Raw genomic sequence first — 12840 nt, 5'->3', positions numbered from 1 at the left:
TTAAATAAATCAACTAAATCATACTATTAAAAGGTATGTAATATTCTGAAAATGGCTGAACTGTGCGACCAACGACTTGTTACTTTACTCCAAAAGAGTAGAGTAACCCCCATAGCGAGGATAGCTGTACAGGAAGACGACTCAGGATGAGGGTCAGGAGCGCCAGGAGGCGAAGACACAGGATTGTCAGGATGACAGGCGTTCGGAGACGTTGGTATACGGAAACGGAAAAGACACGGAATGTTCCAGGCTGACGGAAAAACAGGGTGCGTTGATAGCCGACAGGGAATGTAGGACCCGTTCAGGGTTGTGAGTAAGGTGAAAAGGCGACAGAGCAATCTGTCGCCTTTTTTCTTTATTTCTGCTAGATTCCGGCGCAATTATATACTGAATAAAACAGCCAAAGACGAATCACTATGAAATCCACTTCTACACCACGCGGCAAAGGCCCTGCAAAGGCACGCCGTAAAACCCGCGAAGAGCTGAATCAGGAAGCTCGTGACCGCAAGCGTCAGAAAAAACACCGTGGACACGCGGCGGGTAGCCGTGCGACCGGTGGTGACGCGGCGTCAGGTGGTAAAAACAAGAACCAACAGAAAGATCCACGCATCGGCAGTAAAACCCCTATTCCATTGGGCGTGACCGAAAAAGTCACCAAACAGCACAAACCGAAGAGCGAGAAACCTATGCTTTCACCGCAGGCTGAGTTGGATTTACTGGAAACAGATGAGCGCCTGGATGCGCTGTTAGAACGTCTTGAAGCAGGCGAAACCTTGAGCGCGGAAGATCAGTCCTGGGTGGATGCCAAACTGGATCGCATCGATGAACTGATGCAGAAGCTGGGCCTCTCCTACGATGATGACGAAGAAGAGGAAGATGATGAGAAGCAGGAAGATATGATGCGCCTGCTGCGTGGCGGTAACTAACGGTTTACACCGTGGGCCTGCCCGTCCTGCTTATAACCCTTCCGGTTATATGTTATCTGGTGTGGTTATTCGTTAAACTACAGCGGTTGTCGCGGCGACAGAAGTGGCTGCGCAGCCGGCTTAGTACTCGAAATGGAGTGCGGCCGGTACGCCGTACCCGCCAGAGACGCCATCGGAAGGAGTGAGCATGTCAGAACAACAAATAGACTGGGATCAGGCCCTGATCCAGAAATATAACTATTCCGGGCCGCGCTATACCTCGTACCCGACCGCGCTGGAATTTTCTGATGCGTTTGGCGAACCGGCATTTTTACAGGCTGTCGCGCGCTATCCTGAGCGTCCGCTCTCGCTTTACGTCCATATCCCGTTTTGCCACAAGCTCTGCTACTTCTGCGGCTGCAATAAGATTGTGACCCGTCAGCAGCATAAGGCCGATCAGTATCTGGATGCACTCGAACAGGAAATTCTGCACCGTGCGCCGCTGTTTGCCGGACGCAAGGTCAGCCAACTGCACTGGGGCGGCGGCACGCCGACTTACCTGAATAAAGCGCAAATCAGTCGCCTGATGGCGCTGCTGCGAAATCATTTCCACTTCAATGCGGATGCGGAGATTTCGATCGAAGTCGATCCCCGTGAGATTGAGCTGGATGTGCTCGATCATTTACGCGCGGAAGGCTTTAATCGTCTCAGCATGGGCGTGCAGGACTTCAACAAAGAGGTCCAGCGACTGGTTAACCGTGAGCAGGATGAGGAGTTTATTTTTGCGCTGCTCAATCACGCACGTGACATTGGCTTTACGTCGACCAATATCGATCTGATCTACGGTTTACCTAAACAGACGCCGGAAAGTTTCGCCTTTACCCTGAAGCGGGTTGCGGAATTAAGCCCCGATCGTCTGAGCGTCTTTAACTATGCGCATTTGCCGACGTTGTTTGCCGCGCAGCGCAAAATAAAAGATGCCGATCTGCCCAGCGCGCAGCAGAAGCTGGATATTTTGCAGGAAACCATCTCCTCGCTGACAGAGACCGGCTATCAGTTTATTGGTATGGACCATTTTGCCCGCCCGGATGACGAACTGGCGATTGCCCAGCGCGAAGGCGTTCTCCACCGTAATTTTCAGGGATATACCACCCAGGGTGACACCGATCTGCTGGGGATGGGCGTTTCTGCCATCAGTATGATTGGCGATTGCTATGCCCAGAACCAGAAAGAGCTGAAACTCTACTATCAGCAGGTGGATGAGCAGGGAAATGCCTTATGGCGCGGTATCGCGCTGACTCGCGATGACTGTATCCGTCGTGACGTCATCAAGTCGCTTATCTGCAATTTCCGTCTCGACACTGCCGCAGTTGAGCAGCAGTGGGATCTGAACTTCGCGGATTATTTTGCCGAAGACCTGAAGCTGTTGGCGCCGCTGGCGAAAGATGGGCTGGTGGATGTGACAACGAAGGGGATTCAGGTCACGCCGAAAGGGCGTCTGCTGATTCGCAACATTTGCATGTGCTTTGATGCGTATCTGCGCCAAAAAGCGCGGATGCAGCAGTTCTCACGCGTGATATAAAAACGTTGCCCGGTGGCGCTAACGCTTACCGGGCCTACGATTGATGTTGCCTGTAAGCCAGATAAGCATAGCGCCATCCGGCACAGTGTTAGCTGAACAGCCCAACCAGCGCGGCGCACAGTACTGCGGCAACCGCAGTTTGTGGCGTATGGCTGTCGACCGCTCCGCTTGATAGCAGATTTATAATCGATTCCAGCATGTTTTGTCCCCCGTTTGCCGGGCACGATCATACTGAACTCATCGGAACAGTAAAGTGCAAAATAACGGCAATTTGCGCTCAATTATTAATCTTTACACAACCGTGTGACGTTACTCCATTCCCAGCTCTTTCAACTTACGCGTCAGGGTATTACGCCCCCATCCGAGCAAGCGTGCCGCTTCCTGTTTATGGCCCTGTGTATGGCGTAGTGCTGTGGTCAGCAACGTGCGCTCCATTTCAGGTTGTGCTTCCGACAGCAGGTTTTGATGACCGGATCGCAGCGCCCGATCCGCCCACTGCGCCAGAAGCGTGGCCCAACTGTCCGGCTGGAGATGCGACGGGCTTTCGGGCGCGGTGGCTTCGAACAGTTCAGCGGGGAGATCCTGAATTAATACCTCTTGTCCAGCCGCCATTACGGTTAACCAGCGACAGGTATTTTCCAGTTGGCGAACGTTGCCCGGCCATGCCAGCCGCGTCAGCGCCGCTTCGGTTTCCGGGTGCAATAACTTAGCTTCTACGCCCAGTTCGCGCGCTGCAACCTGCAGGAAGTGGCGGGCCAGGCGCGGAATATCCTCCCGGCGCTCGCGCAACGGCGGCAGGTGTACGCGGATGACGTTCAGACGATGGAATAAATCCTCACGAAACTTGCCTTCCTGCACACGCAGTTCCAGGTTCTGGTGAGTCGCGGCGATGATTCGCACGTCCACCTTCACCGGCGCATAGCCGCCAACGCGATAAAACTGTCCGTCGGCTAATACGCGCAAAAGACGGGTCTGCACATCCAGCGGCATATCGCCAATCTCATCAAGAAACAGCGTGCCACCATCGGCCTGTTCGAAGCGTCCCTGACGAATGGTATTCGCTCCGGTAAATGCCCCTTTTTCATGACCAAACAGCTCGGATTCGATCAAATCTTTCGGAATCGCCGCCATGTTGAGCGCGATAAACGGCGCTTTGGCGCGTGGGCTGTGGCGGTGCAGGGCATGGGCGACCAGTTCTTTACCCGTCCCGGACTCCCCGTTAATCAACACGCTGATGGAGGAACGCGAGAGCCGCCCGATAATACGAAATACATCCTGCATGGCCGGCGCTTCACCGATGATGTCGGTTGTCGGGCCGTTGATCTGAATATTGCGCGGCTGCTGCTGTTCCTGATAATGGCTGATGGCGCGTTCAACCAGCGCTACCGCTTCATCGATATCAAAGGGTTTCGGCAGATAATCAAACGCCCCTTGCTGATAGGCGCTGACGGCAGCATCCAGATCGGAATGCGCAGTCATTATGATGACCGGCAGCATTGGATGACGCTGTTTAATCTGTTTTAACAGCGCCAGTCCGTCCATCCCCGGCATGCGAATGTCGGACAACAGTACGTCCGGCGTTTTGCTCGCCAGCGCGCCCAGCACGTCGTTACCGTTTTCAAAGGTCGTACAACTCAGACCCGCCCCGGCGAGAGCACGTTCAAGCACCCAACGGATGGAACTATCGTCATCGACTACCCAGACTATCCCTCGTTGCATAAGCACCTCTATTTCCGAATCGGCAGATAAACCGAGAACTCGGTATGGCCTGGCCAACTGGTAAATTCAATTTTGCCGGAATGCTGATCGATCAAATTACGGGCGATGGATAATCCCAGCCCGGTGCCGCCTTCGCGGCCGCTGACCATGGGGTAAAACAGCGTATCCTGTAAGTGGGAAGGAATCCCCGGTCCGTTATCTTCGACGTCGATACGCGCCGCCAGGCGATAGCGCTCGCCGTGCAGCGTGAGCTGGAACGCGGTACGGGTACGTAGCACAATCTCCCCACCGTCTGCCCCCAGAGCCTGCAATGCATTACGGACAATATTCAACAACACCTGCTCGATCTGTTCCGGGTCGTGCGGCAATTCCGGTAGGCTGGGATCGTAATCGCGGACCAGCGTGACGTTGGCCGGTAATTCCATAGAAACCAGCGCCACCACGCGCTCTGCCACCTTATGAATGCTTTCCGTGACATGCGTTCCCGGCATCTGCGGGCCCAACAGCCTGTCGACCAGATTACGCAGTCGATCAGCCTGTTCAATAATGACTTTGGTGTATTCCAGCAGCGCCGGGTCGGGCAGGGCTTTACTTAATAGCTGTGCAGCGCCGCGTAAGCCACCGAGCGGGTTTTTAATCTCGTGTGCCAGTCCTCGCACCAGATCGCGCGCAGCGACCTGCTGAGCGTGCTGTAGCTGCTCCTGGCTCAGGCGGCGCTGATTATCCATCGGCGCCATTTCGAGCAGGATCTGGCCGTCTGGCAAACGCTGCGCGGTGAGCGAAAGAATGTGTGAACGCCCATCAATCACCAACGTGACCTCATTGTCGGTAAACCCTTGTCCCGCCTCTAAGCTTTCACGCATCAGTTCGATATTCAAAGAAAAATAGCTCAGGAGTTCAGGAAGCGGCGTACCAAACAGTTTGCGGGAGCTTTGGGCGAGTAACTGCTGCGCGGCCGGGTTGGCGTAATGCACCGCCAGCTCATCGTCGACCAGTAAGATGCTGTTGATTAAAGAATTGAGGATCTGCCCAGCATCGGGCAGCGTGCCTGTTGCCATACAGCAGTCTCCTGAAAAATTTGCACCAATTTAGTGCATTATAGCTTTTTATGTAGAAAAAGCGCGAAGGATCAGATTGTTGACGGTGAAAAAAGCCCATCGTGAGATGGGCTAAAAGTTTCCACGGCAACTAAAAAACACCTGACGTCTTTCACGCCGCTGCTGCGTTGGCTACCTTCGCTCACCCCAGTCACATCGTTATCCTGTTCCTGGGGATTCGCTCCGTTGCCGCCTTGCCGCAACGTGAAATTCGTCGGGCTTTTAAGATACAGTTAAACGCTGTAGTACAGCTCAAACTCTACCGGGTGCGGCGTCATACGTACGCGGTCGTTTTCTTCAATACGCAGCGCGATGTAAGCATCGATAGCTTCATCAGTGAACACGCCGCCCGCTTTCAGGAACTCGCGATCCAGGTTCAGCTCGTTCAGTGCTTCTTCCAGAGAACCTGCAACCTGTGGGATCTCTTTCGCTTCTTCCGGCGGCAGGTCGTACAGGTTTTTGTCCATGGCTTCGCCAGGGTGGATCTTGTTCTTAATGCCGTCAAGACCGGCCATCAGCAGTGCTGCAAAGCACAGGTACGGGTTCGCTGCCGGATCCGGGAAACGGACTTCGATACGACGTGCTTTTGGAGACGCGACCACTGGAATACGGATAGAGGCAGAACGGTTACGGGCAGAGTAAGCCAGCATAACCGGTGCTTCGTAGCCCGGGACCAGACGCTTGTATGAGTTGGTGGTCGGGTTCGCAAGGGCGTTAATCGCTTTAGCGTGTTTGATTACGCCGCCGATGTAGTACAGCGCTTGCTCAGACAGGCCCGCATATTTGTCGCCAGAGAACAGGTTGGTACCGTTCTTGGACAGGGACATGTGGCAGTGCATACCGGAACCGTTATCGCCGAACATCGGTTTTGGCATAAAGGTCGCGGTTTTGCCGAAGCGGTGAGCGACGTTGTGTACCACATATTTGTAGATCTGAATTTCGTCCGCTTTTTTGGTCATGGTGTTGAAGCGGGTTGCCACTTCGTTCTGACCCGCAGTGGCCACTTCATGGTGGTGAGCTTCAACGACCAGGCCCATTTGCTCCATCACCAGACACATTTCAGAACGGATGTCCTGAGCAGAATCTACTGGTGGAACCGGGAAGTAGCCGCCTTTTACTGCCGGACGGTGACCTTTGTTACCACCTTCGTACTGGGTGGAGGAGTTCCAGGCGCCTTCGATGTCATCGATAGCCACGTGAGAACCGGAGATTGACGCGCCGAAACGGATGTCGTCAAACAGGAAGAATTCTGGTTCTGGCCCAAACAGAACGGTATCCGCGATGCCGGTGGAGCGCAGGTATTCTTCAGCACGCTTGGCGATAGAGCGCGGGTCGCGGTCATAGCCTTGCAGGGTGCCAGGTTCCAGGATGTCACAACGGATGATCAGTGTAGAATCCGCGAAGAACGGGTCGATGACTGCGGTAGAAGCATCCGGCATCAGCACCATGTCGGATTCGTTGATGCCTTTCCAGCCACCAATCGAAGAGCCGTCAAACATTTTGCCTTCTTCGAAGAATTCGGCATTTACCTGATGAGCAGGAATCGTGACGTGCTGTTCTTTACCTTTGGTATCAGTGAAGCGCAAATCAACAAACTTCACTTCGTGCTCATTCAGCATCGTCAAAACGTGTTCAGCGGACATACTTAACTCTCCAGATTGGTCATAGTCGTCGTGGTAACGAGGTGTTCAATTCTTTAATCATTGGCCGTGTCGCCGTAAAAAAGATAAAGCGAAATCTGTGCCAACTTTTAAATTGCCCCTAAAAGGCGTTATCATGCGCACCATCGTGCAAAAGGGTTGCACCATGCCGTGTATGTTGCACCAGTATAGTGCTTTAATGTGAACATTAAGCACCATATTGGTGCAATGGACCGTGCATAACCCTTTTAACGCTCCGTGAAAGCGATCACAAAGAAACTCTGCAATACTTGTTTGCGGAGGATGTTTGTGATCCTGTTTTGTAGTGCGATTAATCCGTGTACAATAACGCGCTATTTCTAATGCCTGAGGCAAAGTTGTGATCGAAAATTTGCGTAACATCGCCATCATCGCGCACGTCGACCATGGTAAAACTACCCTGGTTGATAAGCTGCTGCAGCAATCCGGTACGTTCGACTCTCGTGCCGAAACTCAAGAGCGTGTGATGGACTCCAACGATTTGGAGAAAGAGCGTGGGATTACCATCCTCGCGAAAAACACCGCTATCAAATGGAATGATTATCGTATCAACATCGTTGATACCCCTGGGCACGCAGACTTCGGTGGTGAAGTTGAGCGTGTCATGTCCATGGTTGACTCTGTGCTGCTGGTGGTTGACGCATTTGACGGCCCAATGCCGCAGACGCGCTTCGTGACCAAAAAAGCCTTTGCGCATGGCCTGAAGCCGATCGTGGTCATCAACAAAGTTGACCGTCCTGGCGCGCGTCCGGACTGGGTTGTCGATCAGGTATTTGACCTGTTTGTGAACCTCGACGCGACCGACGAACAGCTGGATTTCCCGATCATCTACGCTTCTGCGCTGAACGGTATTGCTGGTCTGGATCACGAAGATATGGCGGAAGACATGACCCCGCTGTATCAGGCGATTGTCGACCACGTACCTGCGCCGGACGTTGACCTTGATGGTCCGTTCCAGATGCAGATCTCTCAGCTGGACTACAACAACTACGTTGGCGTTATCGGTATCGGCCGCATCAAACGCGGTAAAGTGAAGCCGAACCAGCAGATTACTATCGTGGATAGCGAAGGCAAAACTCGCAACGGTAAAGTCGGTAAAGTCCTGACTCACCTGGGTCTGGAGCGTATCGATAGCGATCTGGCAGAAGCAGGCGACATCATCGCGATCACCGGTCTGGGCGAGCTGAACATCTCTGACACCATCTGCGATCCGCAGAATGTGGAAGCGCTGCCGGCACTGTCTGTTGATGAACCGACCGTCACCATGTTCTTCAACGTCAACACCTCTCCGTTCTGTGGCAAAGAAGGTAAATACGTTACCTCTCGTCAGATCCTTGACCGCCTGAACAAAGAGCTGGTGCACAACGTTGCACTGCGTGTTGAAGAAACTGAAGATGCGGACGCGTTCCGTGTATCCGGTCGTGGTGAGCTGCACCTGTCTGTTCTGATCGAAAACATGCGTCGTGAAGGTTTCGAAATGGCGGTTTCCCGTCCGAAAGTTATCTTCCGCGAAATCGATGGTCGTAAACAAGAGCCGTTCGAGAACGTGACGCTGGACGTTGAAGAGCAGCACCAGGGTTCTGTCATGCAGGCACTGGGCGAGCGTAAAGGCGACCTGAAAAATATGAATCCAGATGGCAAAGGCCGCGTACGTCTCGACTACGTGATTCCAAGCCGTGGTCTGATCGGCTTCCGTTCAGAATTCATGACCATGACCTCCGGTACCGGTCTGCTGTACTCCACCTTCAGCCACTACGACGACGTACGTCCGGGTGAAGTGGGTCAGCGCCAGAACGGCGTACTGATCTCCAACGGTCAGGGTAAAGCGGTTGCGTTTGCACTGTTCAGCCTGCAGGACCGCGGTAAGCTGTTCCTGGGTCACGGTGCTGAAGTGTACGAAGGCCAGATCATCGGTATTCATAGCCGTTCTAACGACCTGACGGTAAACTGCCTGACCGGTAAGAAACTGACCAACATGCGTGCTTCCGGTACTGACGAAGCCACGGTTCTGGTTCCACCGGTTAAGATGACTCTGGAACAAGCTCTGGAGTTTATCGATGACGACGAACTGGTAGAAGTGACGCCGCAGTCTATCCGTATTCGTAAACGGCACCTGACGGAAAACGATCGCCGCCGCGCGAACCGTGGTCCGAAAGAAGATTAATTGATAATCTTGTGACGAAAAAAGCCGCTGATTTCAGCGGCTTTTCTTTACCTCAATCTATTCAGAAGAAATATTTAACCCCAACGCGAATCTGATTTTGTTCGCGGTGATAGGGTTCTACGTTCCGGTCCAGCCAGCGCAGTTCGAAGTAGGGCAGCCAGTTCTGGTTGATCCGATAACGGAAGGTATTCGTAATTTCCCAGTGATGATCCTTGCCATTGCTGCTATTAAAATCATTCACCCGCATAAAATAGTGGGGTTCAAAGGTATACGAGAATTTATCGGTAATAATAAAGTTCCAGTAGTTGCCGATCTCATAGGTATCATTATTATCCCGATCGCCATTTAAATCGACCGAGCTGTAATTATTATGGTTGTAGCGGTTACGCACCGTCAGATTAAACCACGGTGTAAACTTGTAATTCACGTCCAGATACACCGCGCCGCTGGAGCCAATACTCTTGTCGGTAATCAACCCGCCAGGTTGGATCGTTAATCTATCCGTGGGTTTGAAGAGCGGATACCAGCCCTCGATCTCGTTATAGCCGTGTTTTAACTCGTCTTCACGCTGGAGCGTATAGGTATTAGTGAGCATAATGCCCGCACCCATGTCAAAGTTATAGCCAACGCGCAGCATGATCTCTTGTTGATCGGATGCCAGATTATACGCCTCCCGGTTTTCGACATAAGCGCCAGCAACTACAGAGGTGGATATCACTGAAGATAACAGAATGAGAGTATGTAATGTTTTCATCATAAATCCATTTTTTAAGCGTAGGGAAGCCGCCATCCATCTGGATGGAAATAGCGGCAAGATTTGTTTAAAGATTTACAGTAGCGATGTTTTTATTGTTATTGGTTACGTCAGAACGAGTGTTGTTCTTTTTTCGTTGATTTATTTCCTCAATAATAAAAGCGAAACGCGCTTCGTTAAGCTTATAAAAGAAACCCATGGTCAGTGCAGCAATAATCGCCAGACCACAGGGCCAGAGAAAAATTAACTGGCGTAATCCCAGTAAGGTCGCGTCGCTTTGCGCGATGTTGGGGATATAACCAATCTGGGTCAACATCATTCCGGGCAGAAACCCCGCCAACGCAGCGGAAATCTTGCGCGAAAAGGTATATCCGGTATAGACGGAACCTTCTGCGCGAATCCCCGTTTTCCATTCGCCGTAATCCACGGTATCCGGCACCAGCGCCCAGTTCAGGCTGTTCACGAAGGCGGTACCGAAGAAGGCTACACAGGAAAAGGTGACGAATAAAAAGGAGGTTCCGCCCCAAAAGAAATTCAGGATATCCCCAACTGCCCAGAGTGTTAGCCCTCCGAGATAAACCTGTTTTTTACCGAAACGCCTTACGGTCATGGGTACTAACAGTACACCTGCCAGAATGCCCCCCATGCTGAAGAAGCCCATCCATGAGAGCAAATGGATATCGTTCAGAACGTACTGTGTGTAATAGACCTGGATCGCCAGTTTGATGTTGAACGCTGCCAGCGTACACAGATTGGCAATACACAGCACTAACAGAGGTGGGTTGCGGAAAATGGCGCAGAACGACTTGAGAATGCCAGGCTTATGGTGATCTGGCACGATTTCGATGTAACGTTCCTTAACGCCACGGAAACACCACCACATACTGAACAGTCCGCACACGGAGAAAATCAGCGCGGCAATTAAATAGCCCAACGATGGCGAACGGGTAAACAACGCCTGAATCGGCATAAAGCCGACGGTACACAGCAGCAGACCAATGGTTGCGCCGCCCTGGCGCCAGGCGGCAAGCTGGGCGCGTTCGTGCGGGTTTTTGGTGATAGCTGGCACCATTGCACCATAAGAGCAGTTCATAAGGCTATAAAACAAACCAAACAGCATAAACAGGAGGGTGGCCAGCGTCGTCTTCACCGTTAAGGTAAAGTCCGTGGCAAAGAACTGCGCGCTGGCAACCAGCGCCACGGGAAAAGAGGCATAAAGTATGAAGGGGCGGAATTTACCCATTACACCAATATTACGGCGTGAATCCAGCAATACACCGGTTAATATATCGGTAAAGGCAGTAAAGAACTTCGCCACCAGGAAGATTATGCCGCCGTAATACGCAGGCATCCCCAGCACATCGGTATAAAACTTAAGCAGATACAGCGTCCCGATACACAGCATCAGGTTTGAGCCGAAATCACCTATGCCGTAGGCGCACTTCTCACGCAGGCTCAGTTTCAGCGTTAGCGGATCATGGTCAGACATAATCGCCTCTCATAACGCCCCGTAGGGCGTTGGATATTATTGTTTTAAATCGTTTGTTTACGGGCTTCGATTTCGCCAACGATACGGATATACATTTTTTCGTTGAGGTTGTAGAAACAGCCCATTGCAATGATGGTGACGACCGCCAGCGCACAGGGATAAATAAAGATCAGCTGCCGTAACCCCTCGACCGTTCCCGCCGATTGCACCACGTTAGGCACATAGCCAATTTGGGTCAGCATCCATCCCGGGAAGAAGCCGGCCAGCGCCTGTGAAACCTTACGGAAGAACGTAAAACCGGTGTAAACCGTCCCTTCAGAACGCACGCCAGTTCGCCATTCGCCGTATTCCACCGTGTCGGAAACCAGCGCCCAGTTCAGGCTGTTCACAAACGCAGAGCCGAAGAATGCCAGGCAGGAGAACGCGACAAAACTGACCGAGCCTCCGCCGAAGAGGTAGTTGAGGAGATCGCCTGCAACCCAGATCAGCAGGCCACCGATATAGACCTTTTTCTTGCCAAAGCGACGCACCATCCCCGGCATTAAAAAGACGCCGATGAAGATACAGCCCATGCTGAAAAAGCCCATCCACGACAGCAAAATCGGATCGTTCAGCACGTACTGGGTGTAATAAACCTGGATCGCCAGCTTGACGTTAAATGCGCCGAGCGTGCAGAGATTGGCAATACACAGGATGAAAAGCGGACGGTTACCGGCGATGGCACGAAAGGACTGCAATAATCCCGGTTTTTGCGCCGCGTCGACAGGTTTCACTTCGACATAGCGCTCTTTCACCCCGGCATAGCAGCACCACATAAAGAACAACCCGAACAGCGAGAACAGCGTCGCGGCGAAGATATACCCCAGTTGCGAATTGCCTTCGATCAGGTTCATGACCGGCACAAAACCGACGGTGCACAGCAGCAGGCCAAGCGTCGCGCCACCCTGCCGCCAGGCGGCGAGCGAGGCGCGTTCGTCCGGGTTTTTGGTGATGGCGGGCACCATTGCGCCATAGGAACAGTTCATCATGCTGAAGAACAGCCCGTAGAGCATAAACAGGACGGTCGCCATGACCGTTTTTCCGGTGATTTCAAACGGTGTACCGACAAAGTTAGCGATAGCCAGCAGGGTCACCGGAAACGCAGCGTACATAACAAAAGGACGGAATTTACCTTTTGGACCGATTTTACGCCGTGAATCGAGCATAATACCGGTTCCCATATCGGTAAACGCGGTAAAAAACTTGGCAATAAGAAAAATGATACCGCCATAGGTGCCCGGTAAACCGAGAACATCGGTATAAAACTTCAGTAAATAGAGCGTACCGATATCCAGAAGAATATTGGAACCTAAGTCACCCATCCCGTAGGCGAGTTTTTCCTTAAAGGGCAAGCGTAGGGTTGCCGGGTTGGTTATGTTTTGACTCATGATTATCCCTCATTTGCCCATGAG

10 protein-coding genes and 1 pseudogene are annotated in these 12840 nt (G+C 52.4%); 4 read left to right on the top strand and 7 right to left on the bottom strand.

Annotation, left to right across the window (positions count from 1 at the left end):
* The first annotated feature begins 51 nt into the window (after positions 1-51).
* From HVZ37_RS23290 to hemN, 3 genes and pseudogenes are all read left to right on the top strand, one after another.
* Positions 52-313, top strand: a pseudogene (locus HVZ37_RS23290) (hypothetical protein).
* 103 nt (positions 314-416) lie between these two features.
* Positions 417-926, top strand: a complete 510-nt coding sequence (yihI, locus tag HVZ37_RS21715; protein WP_042998845.1) for a Der GTPase-activating protein YihI — start codon at positions 417-419, stop codon at positions 924-926.
* A gap of 187 nt (positions 927-1113) precedes the next feature.
* Entirely contained in the window at positions 1114-2487 is a 1374-nt protein-coding gene (hemN, locus tag HVZ37_RS21710; RefSeq protein WP_044257149.1) for an oxygen-independent coproporphyrinogen III oxidase, read from the top strand.
* Between the two features lie 88 nt (positions 2488-2575).
* On the opposite strand, the gene HVZ37_RS21705 is transcribed toward hemN, so the two are convergent.
* The 4 genes from HVZ37_RS21705 to glnA all read right to left on the bottom strand — a co-directional run bounded on the left by HVZ37_RS21705 (position 2576) and on the right by glnA (position 6946).
* The gene (locus tag HVZ37_RS21705) at positions 2576-2686 is read right to left on the bottom strand and encodes a YshB family small membrane protein (RefSeq protein ID WP_090050632.1); all 111 of its coding nucleotides are present in this window, start codon (positions 2684-2686) and stop codon (positions 2576-2578) included.
* Between the two features lie 110 nt (positions 2687-2796).
* Positions 2797-4206, bottom strand: coding sequence for a nitrogen regulation protein NR(I) (glnG, locus tag HVZ37_RS21700; RefSeq protein WP_042998847.1), 1410 nt, complete (start codon positions 4204-4206; stop codon positions 2797-2799).
* Positions 4207-4214: 8 nt separating this feature from the next.
* Positions 4215-5264 (bottom strand): nitrogen regulation protein NR(II), encoded by a 1050-nt coding sequence (gene glnL / locus HVZ37_RS21695; RefSeq protein WP_042998848.1) that lies wholly within the window; start codon positions 5262-5264, stop codon positions 4215-4217.
* A gap of 272 nt (positions 5265-5536) precedes the next feature.
* Positions 5537-6946 (bottom strand): glutamate--ammonia ligase, encoded by a 1410-nt coding sequence (gene glnA, locus HVZ37_RS21690; RefSeq protein WP_042325425.1) that lies wholly within the window; start codon positions 6944-6946, stop codon positions 5537-5539.
* Between the two features lie 376 nt (positions 6947-7322).
* Here glnA and typA point away from each other — a divergent pair, with 376 nt between their 5' ends.
* Positions 7323-9146: a ribosome-dependent GTPase TypA gene (typA, locus tag HVZ37_RS21685; RefSeq protein ID WP_042325427.1), complete on the top strand. Its 1824-nt coding sequence runs from the start codon at positions 7323-7325 to the stop codon at positions 9144-9146.
* A 61-nt stretch (positions 9147-9207) separates the two neighbouring features.
* Here the strand turns inward: typA and ompL are convergent, their stop codons facing one another.
* From ompL to HVZ37_RS21670, 3 genes are all read right to left on the bottom strand, one after another.
* On the bottom strand, positions 9208-9900 hold the full coding sequence (gene ompL, locus HVZ37_RS21680) for a porin OmpL (RefSeq protein ID WP_099433478.1): 693 nt from the start codon (positions 9898-9900) through the stop codon (positions 9208-9210).
* Positions 9901-9967: 67 nt separating this feature from the next.
* Entirely contained in the window at positions 9968-11389 is a 1422-nt protein-coding gene (locus HVZ37_RS21675; protein ID WP_181627964.1) for an MFS transporter, read from the bottom strand.
* A 44-nt stretch (positions 11390-11433) separates the two neighbouring features.
* Complete coding sequence (locus tag HVZ37_RS21670; protein ID WP_042998851.1) at positions 11434-12816, bottom strand: MFS transporter; 1383 nt, start codon at positions 12814-12816, stop codon at positions 11434-11436.
* Positions 12817-12840 lie beyond the last annotated feature (24 nt).

It is taken from the genome of Citrobacter sp. RHB35-C17 (assembly GCF_013816795.1).
Lineage (GTDB): Bacteria > Pseudomonadota > Gammaproteobacteria > Enterobacterales > Enterobacteriaceae > Citrobacter_A > Citrobacter_A amalonaticus.
The sequence above is the reverse complement of the archived record's forward strand: the minus strand, read 5'-3'. Positions and strand labels throughout refer to the sequence as shown.